The organism is Thermoanaerobacter wiegelii Rt8.B1, assembly GCF_000147695.2.
Lineage (GTDB): Bacteria > Bacillota > Thermoanaerobacteria > Thermoanaerobacterales > Thermoanaerobacteraceae > Thermoanaerobacter > Thermoanaerobacter ethanolicus.
In genome coordinates, this window is the sequence record NC_015958.1 from 239,620 (window position 1) to 255,286 (window position 15,667).

The following is a 15,667-nucleotide window of genomic DNA, read 5'->3' on the forward strand; positions in this document are numbered from 1 at the left end:
GCCAAATAATAGAGATAGGAGTGATAATATTGATAAAATTTCCAAAAGAATTTGTTTGGGGTGTAGCTACATCATCGTACCAAATTGAAGGAGCTGTGAATGAAGATGGAAGAACTCCTTCCATATGGGACACATTTTCAAAAACAGAAGGGAAAACCTATAATGGTCACACAGGAGATGTAGCCTGTGACCATTATCACCGTTATAAAGAAGATGTAGAGATAATGAAAGAAATAGGCGTTAAAGCTTATAGATTTTCCATTGCATGGCCAAGAATATTCCCAGAAGAAGGGAAATACAATCCTAAGGGAATGGACTTTTATAAGAGATTAGTAGATGAATTATTGAAGAGAGATATAACGCCAGCTGCAACAATTTACCATTGGGATTTACCGAAATGGGCGTATGACAAAAGAGGAGGTTGGCTAAATAGGGACAGTGTAAAATGGTATGTAGAATACGCCACAAAGCTATTTGAAGAATTAGGGGATGCAATACCCTTATGGATAACCCACAACGAACCATGGTGTGCATCAATATTAAGCTATGGGATAGGAGAACATGCGCCTGGACACAAAAACTACAGAGAAGCACTAATTGCAGCTCATCATATACTACTTTCCCATGGAGAAGCAGTAAAAGCCTTCAGAGAAATGAATATAAAAGGGAGTAAAATAGGCATAACACTAAACTTAACCCCTGTATATCCTGCCAGCGAAAAAGAAGAAGACAAATTAGCAGCCCAATATGCTGACGGATTTTCTAACAGATGGTTTTTAGATCCAATATTCAAAGGCAATTATCCAGAGGACATGATGGAATTATATAGTAAAATAATTGGAGAATTTGACTTTATAAAAGAAGGAGATTTAGAGACTATAAGTGTTCCGATAGATTTCCTTGGAGTCAATTATTATACAAGGGGCATTGTAAAATATGATGAAGAATCCATGTTAAAGGCAGAGAATGTGCCGGGTCCAGGTAAGAGGACAGAGATGGGATGGGAGATAAGCCCAGAGTCTTTGTATGACCTTTTAAAGAGATTAGATAGAGAATATACAAAACTGCCTATGTATATAACAGAGAATGGAGCAGCATTTAAAGACGAAGTAACAGAGGATGGACGAGTACGCGACGATGAAAGAATAGAATACATAAAAGAGCATTTAAAAGCGGCAGCAAAATTTATAGAAGAGGGAGGCAATTTAAAAGGATATTTTGTATGGTCGCTGATGGATAATTTTGAATGGGTCCATGGATATTCTAAAAGGTTTGGGATAGTTTATGTAGATTATGAGACGCAAAAGAGAATATTAAAAGACAGTGCATTGTGGTATAAGGAGGTAATATTGAGTAATAGTATTGAATATTAAGTCGATATTTTGGCAAAGATGAGGCAAAGTATTTTCATAGCGATGCTGAAATATTTTCATTTTATATCTATACTAGCTATATAATTAATTAATAAGGAGAACTACAAAATAAAAAATTATTTCAATTTTCTTTTAAAAATTTAATATGGTATAATTTACACTAGAAAATAATAATGGCAATAGAAGGGTGAACAGATGATTACAGCGGATCAGTTATTGGTAAAGCAAATAAATAAATCTATAGTATTAAATACTATTCGCAAAAAAGGCAATATTTCTAGGGCAGAAATTGCAGGTATAACGGGCTTGAATAAGTCAACTGTATCTTTTCTTGTTGATGAACTTATAAACGAAGGTTTTGTCAGAGAAGAGGGGCCTGGTGCATCAAAAGGTGGTAGAAAACCAATCATATTAAGCATCAATAACAATGCTGGCTGTATAATAGGTATTGATTTGGATGTAAACTATATATTAATTGTTTTGACTGATTTAATGGCAAATGTCATTTGGGAAAAGAAAGTTGATGTAAAAATTGGTGAAAGTCAACAGGCTATTATTGAGCGTTTAATAGAATTGATTGACGAAGCAATTTTAAATGCACCTAATACTATCAGGGGAATTTTAGGTATTGGGATTGGTGTGCCAGGCATTGTAGATTACAAAAATGGTACTGTATTGATGGCACCTAATCTAAAATGGGAGAATGTGCCTCTTAAAGAAATTATAGAAAATAAATTCAAAATTAAAGTACACATAGATAACGAAGCAAATGTAGGAGCAATAGGGGAGAAGTGGTTTGGAGCAGGTGTCAAATATAATAATTTTGTATATGTAAGTGCTGGAATTGGAATTGGGACAGGAATAATAATCAATGGAGAACTGTACAGAGGGACAGTAGGGCTGGCAGGAGAAATGGGGCATATGACAATAAATATACATGACCATCAATGTAGTTGTGGAAATACAGGATGTTGGGAAAATTATGCTTCAGAAAAAGCACTATTCGATTATATACATACACAGTTGATAATGGGAAAATCTGATAATTATATAAATAAAGATAATTTTAATACACTTAATGCTCTTGATATTATAAATTATGCTCAAAAAGGAAGCGAAATAGCAGTAGAGGCTTTAAAAGAAATTGGAAGGAAATTGGGTGTGGGAATTGTCAATGTAATAAATACATTTAACCCAGAACTTGTGATTATTGGAAATACGTTGTCTTTAGCAGGAGATTTGATTTTGGATGAGGTTTTGAAAGAAGTAGAAAAAAAGTGTCTTGTGTATAGATATTATAAAGTAAAAATCAAAACCTCTAAACTTCAATTTCATGCAGGAGCAATTGGAGCAGTTTCCTTGGTTATTTCAGAACTGTTTGCATATCCGGGACTTTGATTACATGAGGTGTTGACATGGAAAAACTAAAAGCTATTATTATAGGTCCATGGAATATTTTTAATAAAGCATATCTTCCTTTTATTTTTAATTTAGAGGAACTAAATATTGTAGGTATTGTTGGACGAAGTGAAGAAAAGCTTATAAAATATAAAGAAAAATATGGTTGTGATGTTTATACACATATAGAGGAAGCGATTAAATTAAAGCCAGATTGCGCTTTTGTGCATACATCCACAGAAAGCCATTATGAGATAGTAAAAAAACTGCTGGAAAGCGGGATTCACGTATATGTTGACAAGCCTATAGCTGAAGAGATAGATAAAACAAAAGAACTTATAAATTTGGCGATGGACAAACCTCTTATTTTGAAAGTGGGTTTTAATAGAAGATATGCTCCTATGTATCGAAAAGCCTTAGCTTTGTTTGAAGGATTAAAACCTGAATTTTGCATTATGGAGAAAAATAGACATAATGACATAAAAAATAGTGTAAAGTTTACACTTTATGACGATTTTATTCATGTAGTAGACACTTTATGCTATATAATTAAAGATGTTGAAAGTATAGAGGTAAATATGTCAAAAGAAGAAGATTCATTAAAATACATAGAAGTAGTATTAAAATCCCATAATTCTACAGCAATAGGTGTTATGCATAGAAATAGTGGAAAAGATTATGAAAGATTAGAAATACACGGACATAGCAATAGTGCAATTGTGGAAGATATGGAAAGCGCAAAGATAATGGATAATGGCAAAATAGCAATTTACAATTTTGGCAGTTGGGATACTACATCCTATAGAAGAGGTTTTGAGACTGCTGTAAAAAGCTTTTTAAAGGACGTATTAGAAGGAAATAATGTAAATGACGAATTAAAATGTACTTTAAAATCTCACGAGATTATAGAGGAAATATTAAAAAAGGCATTATAAAATCAGGGCAATTAGCCCTGATTTTATAATAATTTAGCAGCTAATTCTGCTACTTCTGAGCGTTCGCCTTTTATTTTTATTAAGGTGACATGACCTAGCCCTTACTGGAAAAACTGGAACAGAGATTTATTACTGCCAAAGGCATCTCTGAATATGACAAATTCATTTGGGAAAATATCCTCTACGCCTTTTAGTTCTTCAATATCTTCTCTTTTTAGATATTTTTCATATGTAAAAATAATCTGTAGCGAATGATGGACAGAAATTGTAAAAAACTGTATAGAGTTCATTGTAATATTTTATTTTATCGGAAAGGTAATCTTGAGAAAGGATTTCTAAAGCGTCTGCTTTTATTCTTGTTATTACATTTTTCGGAAATTAAAATTACAGGCATAGGTTTTTCCTTTTTTGTTCTTCGTGGAACAAATTTAAAGCTACTGAAAGAATTCTGTTGTCATTGTTTAGCTGTTTTATCGATTCATTAGAAATATGATTCAGTTCAATTTTTATACTTCCTCTATTTTCAAGAGGTACACCTTCATTGAGCTTCTATTTTTCACTTAATTTGTCAAGTAATCTTTCTACTTGCCTTGCATTTCTCCAAAAACAAAAGAGGATTTATTAAAAAGATGTAGAAATTAATTATTGGAAATGTTTTTATAAAAATATTATGCGAGAGGTTGAAAGTTATGAAGGTTAATGACATGACCTTAGAAGAAAAAATAGGTCAGATGCTGATGGTTGGTTTCCCATCGCCGATTTATGATGACCATATTGAGGAGCTGACTAGTGAGTATAAAATCGGTAATGTGATTTTATTTTCTCGAAATTTAAAAGATAAAGTACAACTTCAAAGTTTATGCAACAATATCCAAATGAATATGATAAAGCATACAGGTATTCCAGCTTTAATTGCTATTGACCAAGAAGGTGGAATGGTTACGAGAATTTATAAAGATGCCACTTACTTGCCAGGTAATATGGCTATAGCAGCTACAAACAATCCTGAAAATGCATATAAAATAGGGGAGATAGCAGGTAAAGAGCTTAGAGCATTGGGCATAAATATTAATTTTGCTCCTGTCCTTGATGTTAATAATAATCCATCTAATCCTGTAATAGGGGTTAGGTCTTATGGAGAAAATCCAGAAAAAGTAGCGGAGTTCGGAATTAATTATATAAAAGGTGTACAAAAAGAAAATGTTATAGCGACAGCGAAGCATTTTCCTGGTCACGGGGATACTTCAGTAGATTCTCATTTTGATTTACCATTGGTGTCTCACAATAAAGAGCGATTATATAGAATTGAGTTATATCCTTTTAAAAAAGCAATAGAAAATGGAGTGGAAGCCATAATGACAGCCCATATTCTCTTTTTAGCTCTTGAGAAAAATAAATTGCCTGCAACATTGTCCCATAATATTCTCACCAATATACTGAGAAAGGAACTTAGATTTAATGGAGTAATTATAACTGATTGTTTGGAAATGAATGCAATTGCAAAATATTTTGGCACGGCCAAAGCAGCTGCGATGGCCATAAAAGCAGGAGCAGATATAGTCCTTGTTTCCCATACGAAAAAACTGCAGATAGAGGCATTTAGTGAAATCAAAGAGGCAGTTTTACGAGGTGAAATATCAATTGAAAGAATAGATGAATCTGTTGAAAGAATAATCCAATTAAAAGAGAAATACAAACTTTTTGAAAATCCATATCCAGATGAAAATAAAATTAAAACTATTGTGGGGTGTAAAGAACATCAAGAAATTGCAAAAAACATAAGTTTGAATAGCATCACTATTGTTAAAAACGAAAATAACCTTTTACCAATAAAGAAACAAAAAATATTGGCAGTTTCTCCTGAAACGGTCCCAATTTCAGGTGTGGATGATACTTTAATGGATAAAGTATCTTTTGCAAAAGCTTTTGTACAAAAATTTGGGGGGGTTGAAAAAACTATTCCTGTAAATCCTGATGAAGACCTTATAAATACTATCAGAGAAGAGTCTAAAGATAAAGAAATTGTTGTAGTAGGCGCTTATAATGCTAGCTTAAATGAAGGCCAAGTAAGGCTTGTAAACTCATTGTTGGAAGTGAATAAAAATATCATTGTTGTTGCCTTAAGAAATCCATATGATTTATTAAAATTTAAAGATGTGCCTACATATGTTTGTGCTTATGAATATACTCCACTTTCTGTAGAAAGTGTGCTAGAGGTTTTAAGTGGTAATTATGTGGCAAAAGGAGAATTGCCAGTTTCTTTATAAACCAAATAATTAAAATAAAATAGTAAAAAAGGAGAGTTGACATGGATATTCAATATATTAACTTGACAGAGGGAAGGGCAGAAGAAATATTTTTTCTTTGGAATAAAGAAATAGGCGATAATTTTCCCATGAGAAAAGAGTTATTGCGACAAAATACTTTTGAAGATGTAACTGTACTTTTAGAAGGGTCATGGATTGCCATTGATACAAAAAACGACAGGACAGTAGGCTTTATAGTATCGAAGATATGGAAAGAAGATATGGAATGTTTAAAAATCCAAAAAGGTGTTGGACATATTCAAGTTATTTTGGCTGATCACGACTACAGAAATAAAGGAATTGGCAGCGAATTGTTAAAGAGGGCAGAAAAAGCTTTAAATGAAGCAGCTGTTAAAACTGTATTATTAGGCCAAGATCCATGGCATTACTTTCCTGGCATACCTTCTGAGTTCGAAAAAACGAGGGAATGGTTTGAAAGACGAGGATACGTTAATTATGGGGAAGAGTACGATATGTATTGTGATTTAACTAAGAAAAATGAAGTGATATTACCAGATTTACTAGATGTTAAATTTAAACTGTTAGATTTGGCAGAAAAAGATAAATTTCTTTCATTTTTAAAAAAGAATTTTCCAGGTCGGTGGGAATATGAGGCTATACATTATTTCAAACGAGGAGGTGAAGGGCGGGAATTTGTTGTAGCTGAGAAAAACGGCGAAATAATAGGTTTTTGTAGAATTAATGACATTAATTCTCCTTTTATTGCGCAAAATGTGTATTGGGCTCCTTTATTTAACCAAGAGCTAGGAGGTATAGGACCCTTAGGTATTGATAAAAAGGAGAGAGGAAAAGGATTGGGGTTGGCAATTGTTCAGGCTGGCATGTACTTTTTGTATAATAGAGGAATTAGAAATGTGGTGATAGATTGGACTGAATTGGTTGACTTTTATTCAAGATTGGAGTGCAAAATTTGGAAAAAATACACAGTATATAAAAAAGAATTGAAATAAGAGAGGCAAGTTTTTATTGAAAGGAAGTGATTTCTATGAAAAGCATTTTATTAAAACATGGGGAAATATATACACATGATGAGATAATTTATAATGGTGATTTATTAATTTCTAAAGGGAAAATTTTAGAGATGGGTAAAAATTTAAGTACTAATGATGCAGAGGTAATTGATGTAGAAGGCAAAAAAATAGTGCCTGGCTTTATAGACATACATATTCACGGCGGTGTTGGACATGATACAATGGATGCTAATTATGAAGCATTAAATGCTATTTCGATTCACCTTGCAAAGCATGGAGTTACTTCTTTTTGCGCTACTACAATGACAATGGATAAAAATTATATCTTAAATGCATTAAAAAACATAGATGAGACGATGAAAAAGAAGACGGCTGGAGCACAAATTTTAGGGGCATATGTTGAGGGACCTTTTATAAGCAAAGAACACAAAGGAGCACAGGATGAAAAATATATAATACCACCTGATAAAAACTTATTTGACGAATTCTTGGAAATAGCGGGAGGTAACATTAAAGTAATCGCATTAGCACCTGAAAAAGACCCGGATGGAAGCTTTGTAGAACATGTCACTAAAAAGGGTGTAAAAGTATCCTTGGGACATACAAATGCCACTTATGAGGAGATGAAAAATGGAGTAGATCATGGTGCTACAATTGCAGTTCACACTTATAATGGCATGAAAGGGCTACATCATAGGGAACCTGGTGCATTAGGGGAAGTATTTTTAGACGACAGAATATACAGTGAAATAATTGTAGATTTTATACACACACACCCTGCTTCAGTAAAGCTTTTGATTAAGATAAAAGGGACGGATAAAGTGATACTTATAACAGATGCAATGTCTGCTTGCGGATTGGGAGACGGAGAATATAAACTTGGAGGGCAAAAGGTATTTGTAAAAAATGGAGAAGCAAGATTAGAAAGTGGTTCATTAGCAGGAAGTACTTTGACGTTAGATAAAGCTGTAAAGAATATTACTTCTCTTGGAGTACCACTTTTTGAAGCCTGCAAGATGGCCTCTTTAAATCCTGCAAAAGCAATTGGAGTAGATGATAGAAAAGGGAGCATAGAAGTTGGCAAAGATGCAGATATAGTTGTGCTAAACAATGATTTGACTGTTTATATGACAATAATAGAGGGAAAGGTTTTCAAAGAGTAAAGTAAATTAATTTTATCAAAAAGTAGTGAGAAACATTTTTTAAAAATTTAACACATGGAAAGATTTTTTGAAATAATATTTTAAATCTAATTTGCCCCAGTTTTTTACTAAAAGTAGGGGCAAATTTTTATTTTTAATGATTTGCTATCTCAATTTGTTTGACTGAATTAATTTATTTTTTTATAATTTTTTATAGACTTAAATACTGGTAAAGTAATGAATGATGTATTTTATTTTTAAAGAGAGGAGTTTTTTAATGAAACTTGATGAATTGGACTTTGAAATAATGAGAATTCTGCAAACGGATGGAAGAAAATCATTTAGAGAAATCGCACATATACTTGGAAAGCCAGAGAGTACTATACGATTAAGGTATAATCAGCTGGTTGCAAATAATATCTTGCGTGTTGTTGCTATTCCCGACCCCAAACAGGTTGGTTTTGAAGTAATGGCTATTCTTTGTTTAAAGGTGGACGTAGTTTATTTGCAAGAGGTTGCAGAAACACTTGCTAAGGTAGAAGAAGTAAGGTTTATAGCCTATACATCAGGAAGGTATGACCTTATAGTGGAAATATATATGAAGTCCAATGATGATTTGATAAAATTTATGACAGGGTTTTTGCCACAGATTAAAGGAATTAAAGAATGTGACCTGTCGATTGAACTTAAACTTTTTAAAGATACGTATAATTGGATGAATAAAGCTTAAAAGAATAATAACATTTTACGGGCATGGTTTAAAAATTAACCATGCTTTTATTTTTAAATATTTTGATAAATAATTGACTTTTAAATATTTATTGACAATTTTAATTTAGTATGCTATATTAGCAATAATAAGAAAAAATATTGCTAATATAGCATGATTATAGTATTAGCAATATTTTTTTAGTAAAAAATTTATCAAATTAAAATTATAAAGGGGGAAAGTAGGAATGCAAAAAGAAGATTTAAAAAATGAAGGAGGGTTTAAACCATATGTACCTGCTGATGTTTATTTACCAGAAATTACTCCCACATCAGTAATTTTAGGAGTAATATTAGTTATTATTTTTGGTGCTGCGAATGCTTATCTTGGTCTTAAAGTTGGTATGACAGTAAGTGCTTCAATTCCGGCAGCTGTTGTATCCATGTCGATATTAAAAGGAGTCTTAAGAAGAGGTACTATCTTAGAAAACAATATAGTTCAGACATTAGCTTCTGCTGGTGAAGCTGCCGCGGCAGGTGTGGTATTTAGTATACCAGCACTATATTTTCTTGATTATATTCCTTCCATGTTATTAATCTCATTAATAACTTTATTTGGTGGAATTTTAGGCGTAATTGGAATGGTTATCTACAGAAGATACTTAATTGTAGAGCAGCATGGAATCCTACCTTATCCTGAAGGTACGGCTTGCGCAGAAATTCTTATTGCAGGTGACAAGGGTGGAGTATCTGCAAAAATGGTGTTTAAAGGTGGTATAATAGCTGCAATATATAGATTTGTGCAATCTGGTCTTGGCCTTTTCCCTGATGTTATTGAGACATCGATTCCAAAACTTCCTGGTGGGGTTATAGGGGGAAATGTTCTTCCAGCTTTAGTAGGGGTAGGTTATTTGATTGGTTACAGGGTATCGGCAATAATTTTGGCAGGTGGTTTATTAGCATGGTTGGTAATTATTCCTCTTTTCAGTTTTATAGGTACTTATGTAAATACACCGATATTTCCTTCTCAAACTCCTCTTTCTCAATTAGATGCATGGGGAATGTGGGCAGACTATATTCAATATATTGGCGCGGGAGCATTAACAGTAGGTGGGTTATTTGAATTTTTTAAGGCACTTCCTGTAGTAAAAGACGCCATTTTGAGTTCTTTTTCTAAGATAAAAGCAAATGGCTCACAGAAAATTTTGCGCACAGAAATGGATATTCCTTTTCCTTATATAGTTATTACTTTTCTGGCAATAGTAGTATTAATTGCATTAATACCTCAAATGGAAATGAATATAATGGGAGCTTTTCTCACAGCATTATTTGGGTTTTTGTTTGTTTCTATTTCTTCAAGAATAGTAGGGGTTGTAGGGAGTTCTTCAAATCCAGTATCTGGAATGACGATTGCGACTATATTTATCAGTGCTATTGTTATGAAATCAATAGGCTATACTGGAATTAAGGGAATGGTTACAACAGTTGTAATAGGTGCTATTGTAACAGTTGCGGCTGCTATTGCAGGTGATACGTCTCAAGATTTAAAAACAGGATACATTGTAGGTGCAACTCCAAGAGCTCAACAGATTATAATGATTCCTGGAATTCTAATTTTTGCTGGTATGTCAGGTTTTGTTTTGACATTACTTAATAATGCATATCATATTGGCAGCAGTGAACTACCATCACCAGCAACGGCGGTAATTGCTGTATTGGTTAAAGGCGTATTTGCCGGTAATTTACCTTGGGGACTTCTTCTTATTGGTGCAGCAATAGGAATAATTGTAGAACTTATGGGCATTGCGTCTTTGCCATTTGCCATAGGGCTATATCTACCAGTACATTTATCAGTTCCAATATTTATTGGCGGATTTGTAAGAAACATTGTAGAAAAATATAGAAGTAATGGTGTTGAAAGTGGGACTTTATATGCTTCAGGACTTGTTGCGGGAGATGCTTTGGTAGGGATTATCCTTGCATTGTTTACTACAGCGGGAATAGCTGATAAACTTGCAATAGCCAGTGGACTTTTGAACAATAATTTAGCATCATTATTAGCTTTGGTGCTTATCTTGATAATTGCTTACACGCTTTATACTAACTCAAGAAGTGATGAAGTATCAGAATAATATTAAGAAGGGAGAGATTGATTTATGAAAAGAATTGCGACTTTTTCTATAGTGGCTCGGGACCCTGAAACGGGTGAATTAGGTGTAGCGGTCCAATCTAAATTCCTTGCAGTGGGGTCTGCAGTTGGTTGGGCAAAAGCTGGGGTTGGAGCTATAGCGACTCAGGCTTTAGCCAATCTTGATTTTGGAGAATTAGGAATAAAACTTCTTGAGAAAGGGTATTCTGCACAGCAGGTTCTTGATGCATTACTGGCGCTAGACCCCGATAGGGAAGATAGACAAGTAGGCATAGTTGATGCCAAAGGTAATTCTGCCGCTTTTACAGGGAAAAGGTGTTTTGATTGGGCAGGACATATTACAGGAGAGAATTTTTCTTGTCAGGGTAATATTTTAGTAAGTGAGGATACTGTAAAAGCTCTTGCTGAGACTTTTGTTAATACGAATGGAACTCTTGCGCGAAGATTGGTTGCTGCTTTAGATGCGGCTCAGAAGGCCGGTGGTGACAGGAGAGGCAGACAATCGGCATCGTTACTTATTGTCAAAGAAAAGGGAAGCTATGGGGGATATAATGACAGGTATATAGACTTAAGAGTTGACGATGATCCGGATCCGATTGGCAAGTTATCTCATCTATTAGACTTACATGAATTGTACTTTAATAAAACTAAACCGGAAGAGATGGTAATGGTAGATGAAAAGTTAGCTACTGAAATCCAACAAGCCCTTAAGAAATTGGGGTATTACAAGGGAGAAATAACAGGAGAATATGATGAAGCTACAAAAATGGCTTATAAAGATTTTTGCGGTTGGGAAAACTTTGAAGAAAGAATTTGTGAAGGTGATGTTGTAGATATAAATGTCTTAAACTATTTGAGAGAAAAAGTAAAGGATAGCTAAAGATGGTTTAAAAACCTCTCAGGCTGTTAATAAAATCTATACAGCTTGAGAGGTTTTTGAAATATATGATTTTACATTTACAATATTTTCTTTACAAAACTTTCTATTCTTTCAAGAGCTTTTGCTATTTTGTCAATGGAATAAGCGTATGAGACACGGATAAATCCTTCACCACTTGGGCCAAAAGCATCTCCCGGCACAACAGCAACCTTTTCTTCTTTTAAAAGTTTTTCACAAAATTCCTGTGAAGTCATACCTGTCTTTTTTATCGATGGGAAAATATAAAAAGCTCCCTTTGGCTCGAAACAGTCAAGGCCCATCTCGCGAAATCCGTTTACAATAAATTTCCTTCTCTTGTCATATGTTTTTCTCATTTTTACTATATCTTCTTCACATTCATATATACCCCTTATTGCAGCGTACTGTGCTGTAATTGGAGCGCATATAGTTGTATACTGATGGATTTTATTCATTGCTTCAATAAATCCGTGTTCTGCTGCAATGTATCCCAATCTCCAACCTGTCATGGCAAAAGCTTTAGAAAAACCGTTTATAAGTATAGTCCTTTCTTTCATGCCAGGCAAGGAGGCTATGCTTACGTGTTTTCCTTCATAAGTTAATTCACTGTATATTTCATCAGAAATGACTAGCAAATCATTTTCAATTATTATGTCTATAATTTCTTCTAATTCTTCTTTTTTCATGATAGCACCTGTAGGGTTATTGGGGTAAGGAAGAATTAATACCTTTGTTTTTGAAGTTATTTTTGATTTTAGGTCGTCAGGGGTTAGTATGAAATTGTTTTTTTCGTCGGTAGGAACAAATACAGGGATACCTCTTGTCAAAGTTACACAAGGGGCATATGATACATAGCTTGGTTCGGGGACTAGGACTTCGTCACCGTCGTTTAAAAGAGCTCTAAGAGCAAGGTCAATTGCTTCACTAGCACCAATAGTCACCATTATTTCTTTTTCTGGGTCATAGGTTAAATTATAATGAGTTTTTAAAAAATATGATATAGCAATTCTAAGTTCAAGAAGTCCTAAGTTTGAGGTGTATGTTGTACTACCTCTATCTAAGGCGTCAATGCCTTCTTTTCTTATTTTCCAAGGAGTTACAAAATCCGGTTCGCCAACTCCTAATGATATTATACCCTTTGAATTAGTCACAAGGTCAAAAAATTTTCTGATTCCGGATGGTGGAATACTTTTTACTACGTTGGATATGTATTTGTCTGTATTCATGGTGTTATCACCAATCTTTTGTCGTCTTGTCCTTCTTCATAAAAAACTCCGTCTTTTTTATATCTTTTTAAAATAAAATGTGTGGTAGTGCTTAATACGCCATCAATAGGGGCAAGTCTTTCAGCGACAAAGAAGGCTATTTCTTTCATTGTTTTACCTTCTACTTCAACGGAAAGGTCATAAGTTCCCGAAATTAAAGATACAGATTTTACTTCCTCAAACTGACATATTCTTTCAGCTATTGCATTAAATCCATGTCCTTGCTGGGGTGCTACTCTCACATCTATGAGGGCAGTTATGACTTCTCGGTCAGTTTTTTCCCAATCCACGAGAGCAGTGTATTTTAACAACACTTTTTTGTCCTCAAGACTTTTTATTGTGTTTTTGACTTCTTCTTCACTAAGCCCTGTAATTGTTGCAATTTGTTTTTCTGTAAGGCGACTGTTTTCGCACAAAAGGTCAAGGATTTCTATGGTTTTATCCATTTTTGCACCTCCTAAAAAAGTATTTTATGCACATTATAATACAAATATATGTATAATTCAATAATTTAATAAATTGAGATAGTGTCAAGATACTGTAGGATTTTTTAAGACAACCCCTGAAACTTAGTTAATTTCAGCCTTCAGCTTATCATGCTTTTTATATAACTTGTGCATATTTTATTGCTCTTAAAACTCTGTATATTGGCGTCACTTTTCCCATATTCAAAACTGTAATATTATTTATTTTTTCATTTGTAGACGTTTTAACTCTCCTTACCGCCTCTTTTATTTGCTTCTTCGTTAATTTGTAGCTCCCTTCATTTATATTCTCTTTCTTACCCCATTCTATTTCTCTCAAATCTCCTCCATTCTTGCTGAATACTCTTAATTTCGCCATTAACTTTAATCCTTCTCTACTCCATCCTAATGGATTCCTACTTAATCTAGAAGAAAATACATGACTTATATGCCCTTCTGCACTGCACCCTATTACATCTTTGTCTTTACTGTATATCTCTACTCCTTCCCAATTATTTAGTATGTACCTCTTCGCCTCTTTTACCTTCTCTTTTTCTCTCTCTTCCTTTGTTACCTTTATTAGTTCATTAAATACCTTCTTTAGTTCTTCTTTATCTCCTTCATTTATTGCTCTCCATATCTTATCCCTGTATTTTGGCTCTTTCGATGTAGCTTTTAATACGTATTTGTTTAAATGATATCTGTCTAACACAAACCTTGATTTTACTATCCACTCTAATCCCTCTTTTATCCACGGCGCTCCATCTCCTGCTATGTATATCTTCTCTATCTTCTCTTCCTTGTAATTTTCTTCTATGTAATTTGCTACATCTATCCATATGTCTTCAGCTTTCTCTCCTACGTATGCCTTGTAATACACATTTTTCAGTACGTTTCTTCCGTTTCTCTCTTCCCTCCCTTCATGTATGTACACCAATCGAGGTGTTTCATCTCCACCCTCTTGTAAAGGTACATGGTCTTCATCTGCCTCTATGTATAATACCCTTACTTCTTTCTTCTCTTTTATTTCTCTCTTTACTTCTACTTCCCCTATTTCCCTTATTGCGTTTAATACCGTCTGTTTACTTAGCTCCTCTGGACATGCTTTTTTACTACTTCTTTCATATGATTCTTCTATCGCGTTTTCTACTAACTTTATCTTTACTCCCTTTTCTATCCTATCGTGCCGCCCTATCTCTAATGCATCATCCACCAAATATGTATATCTCCCATCCTGCCTAGATTTGTAATATGTCCTCTCATATTCAATATCTCCAAGAATTGTCGTTAACCTCTTTTTATCTTTTCTTTCTACTATCCATTTTTCTTTCCTTCTCTTGTCTTCTTTTATTATCCTATCTAACTCTTCAATAATTGCTTCTATTACTTCACTACCTAGTTTGTCCGTGATTTCCTTTATTCTTGCTACAAGTCTTGTAATATCCATTCCTTCGTTTAATAAATCACCAAAAATTTCTATCACTTCTCTAGTGAAATTTAGAGCATTTTGTAGTATAATATCTTCAAAAATATATTTTTTCACAAGAGACACCCCTTTCTGTGATGTTTTGTTTCCTATTTCTATTTTATCACAGGGGTTGTCTCTTGTTTTTTTCACTCAAAAAATCCTACGATAATTTTACACTATCATAAATTGAAGTATAAAAAATCAAATAAAAAGGTTTGAAAATTAACGAATGTGTGAATTCTGAGTTGACAGGCAGCTATAAATAATGTTACAATTTTATTGAGATATTGATAATTATTTTCAATTATGGAGGCATGACAAATGGCAGAAAATGCTATTACAAATCTTACAGAACTAAGGGAAAATCATGAAGGAGAGATTGCATTAATAAAAGCCGGAAGAGCAGCTATGCAAAGATTGAATGAAATGGGGCTTGTTCCGGGGACAAAAGTTAAGGTAGTTAGAAAGGGTCCTTTAAAGGGGCCTGTTGAGCTGGAGGTTAGAAATTCCCACATTGTGATTGGATATGGTCTTGCTTCAAAAATATACGTAAAAATCATCTAACAGAA

The 15,667-nt window shown here is 33.7% G+C and carries 13 protein-coding genes; 10 read left to right on the forward strand and 3 right to left on the reverse strand.

Translation table 11 applies throughout. The annotated features are described in order from the left end of the window. Positions 1–29: 29 nt before the first annotated feature. The 9 genes from THEWI_RS01155 to THEWI_RS01195 all read left to right on the forward strand — a co-directional run bounded on the left by THEWI_RS01155 (position 30) and on the right by THEWI_RS01195 (position 11,883). Entirely contained in the window at positions 30–1,373 is a 1,344-nt protein-coding gene (locus tag THEWI_RS01155; protein ID WP_014062104.1) for a GH1 family beta-glucosidase, read from the forward strand. A gap of 195 nt (positions 1,374–1,568) precedes the next feature. Further along, the gene (locus THEWI_RS01160) at positions 1,569–2,771 is read left to right on the forward strand and encodes an ROK family transcriptional regulator (RefSeq protein ID WP_014062105.1); all 1,203 of its coding nucleotides are present in this window, start codon (positions 1,569–1,571) and stop codon (positions 2,769–2,771) included. A 17-nt stretch (positions 2,772–2,788) separates the two neighbouring features. Continuing rightward, entirely contained in the window at positions 2,789–3,706 is a 918-nt protein-coding gene (locus THEWI_RS01165; protein ID WP_014062106.1) for a Gfo/Idh/MocA family protein, read from the forward strand. Between the two features lie 689 nt (positions 3,707–4,395). Further along, on the forward strand, positions 4,396–5,973 hold the full coding sequence (gene nagZ, locus THEWI_RS01170; RefSeq protein ID WP_014062107.1) for a beta-N-acetylhexosaminidase: 1,578 nt from the start codon (positions 4,396–4,398) through the stop codon (positions 5,971–5,973). A gap of 41 nt (positions 5,974–6,014) precedes the next feature. Continuing rightward, on the forward strand, positions 6,015–6,983 hold the full coding sequence (locus tag THEWI_RS01175) for a GNAT family N-acetyltransferase (protein WP_014062108.1): 969 nt from the start codon (positions 6,015–6,017) through the stop codon (positions 6,981–6,983). A 35-nt stretch (positions 6,984–7,018) separates the two neighbouring features. Further along, entirely contained in the window at positions 7,019–8,167 is a 1,149-nt protein-coding gene (nagA, locus tag THEWI_RS01180) for an N-acetylglucosamine-6-phosphate deacetylase (protein ID WP_014062109.1), read from the forward strand. Between the two features lie 256 nt (positions 8,168–8,423). Then, positions 8,424–8,876, forward strand: a complete 453-nt coding sequence (locus THEWI_RS01185; RefSeq protein ID WP_014062110.1) for an Lrp/AsnC family transcriptional regulator — start codon at positions 8,424–8,426, stop codon at positions 8,874–8,876. Positions 8,877–9,102: 226 nt separating this feature from the next. Further along, positions 9,103–10,986: an OPT family oligopeptide transporter gene (locus THEWI_RS01190; RefSeq protein WP_014062111.1), complete on the forward strand. Its 1,884-nt coding sequence runs from the start codon at positions 9,103–9,105 to the stop codon at positions 10,984–10,986. A 24-nt stretch (positions 10,987–11,010) separates the two neighbouring features. After that, complete coding sequence (locus tag THEWI_RS01195) at positions 11,011–11,883, forward strand: DUF1028 domain-containing protein (RefSeq protein ID WP_014062112.1); 873 nt, start codon at positions 11,011–11,013, stop codon at positions 11,881–11,883. A gap of 77 nt (positions 11,884–11,960) precedes the next feature. On the opposite strand, the gene THEWI_RS01200 is transcribed toward THEWI_RS01195, so the two are convergent. The 3 genes from THEWI_RS01200 to THEWI_RS01210 all read right to left on the reverse strand — a co-directional run bounded on the left by THEWI_RS01200 (position 11,961) and on the right by THEWI_RS01210 (position 15,173). Continuing rightward, a complete protein-coding gene (locus THEWI_RS01200) occupies positions 11,961–13,127 on the reverse strand; it encodes an aminotransferase class I/II-fold pyridoxal phosphate-dependent enzyme (RefSeq protein WP_014062113.1) in 1,167 nt (388 codons plus the stop codon). After that, entirely contained in the window at positions 13,124–13,612 is a 489-nt protein-coding gene (locus THEWI_RS01205) for an Lrp/AsnC family transcriptional regulator (protein WP_014062114.1), read from the reverse strand. The genes THEWI_RS01200 and THEWI_RS01205 overlap by 4 nt, the downstream gene beginning before the upstream one ends. A gap of 157 nt (positions 13,613–13,769) precedes the next feature. Next, complete coding sequence (locus THEWI_RS01210) at positions 13,770–15,173, reverse strand: ISLre2 family transposase (RefSeq protein WP_041589287.1); 1,404 nt, start codon at positions 15,171–15,173, stop codon at positions 13,770–13,772. Positions 15,174–15,419: 246 nt separating this feature from the next. On the opposite strand from THEWI_RS01210, the gene THEWI_RS01215 reads away from it, so the two are divergent. After that, positions 15,420–15,662: a FeoA family protein gene (locus THEWI_RS01215; RefSeq protein ID WP_014062116.1), complete on the forward strand. Its 243-nt coding sequence runs from the start codon at positions 15,420–15,422 to the stop codon at positions 15,660–15,662. Positions 15,663–15,667: the final 5 nt, after the last annotated feature.

What these genes read in the sequence shown, in the direction of transcription:
- THEWI_RS01215 (WP_014062116.1), top strand. Translation starts at nt 15,420, where the DNA reads ATGGCAGAAAATGCTATTACAAATCTTACAGAACTAAGGGAAAATCAT.
- THEWI_RS01195 (WP_014062112.1), top strand. Translation starts at nt 11,011, where the DNA reads ATGAAAAGAATTGCGACTTTTTCTATAGTGGCTCGGGACCCTGAAACG.
- THEWI_RS01200 (WP_014062113.1), bottom strand. Translation starts at nt 13,127, where the DNA reads ATGAATACAGACAAATACATATCCAACGTAGTAAAAAGTATTCCACCA.
- THEWI_RS01165 (WP_014062106.1), top strand. Translation starts at nt 2,789, where the DNA reads ATGGAAAAACTAAAAGCTATTATTATAGGTCCATGGAATATTTTTAAT.
- THEWI_RS01190 (WP_014062111.1), top strand. Translation starts at nt 9,103, where the DNA reads ATGCAAAAAGAAGATTTAAAAAATGAAGGAGGGTTTAAACCATATGTA.
- THEWI_RS01160 (WP_014062105.1), top strand. Translation starts at nt 1,569, where the DNA reads ATGATTACAGCGGATCAGTTATTGGTAAAGCAAATAAATAAATCTATA.
- THEWI_RS01175 (WP_014062108.1), top strand. Translation starts at nt 6,015, where the DNA reads ATGGATATTCAATATATTAACTTGACAGAGGGAAGGGCAGAAGAAATA.
- THEWI_RS01185 (WP_014062110.1), top strand. Translation starts at nt 8,424, where the DNA reads ATGAAACTTGATGAATTGGACTTTGAAATAATGAGAATTCTGCAAACG.
- nagA (WP_014062109.1), top strand. Translation starts at nt 7,019, where the DNA reads ATGAAAAGCATTTTATTAAAACATGGGGAAATATATACACATGATGAG.
- nagZ (WP_014062107.1), top strand. Translation starts at nt 4,396, where the DNA reads ATGAAGGTTAATGACATGACCTTAGAAGAAAAAATAGGTCAGATGCTG.
- THEWI_RS01205 (WP_014062114.1), bottom strand. Translation starts at nt 13,612, where the DNA reads ATGGATAAAACCATAGAAATCCTTGACCTTTTGTGCGAAAACAGTCGC.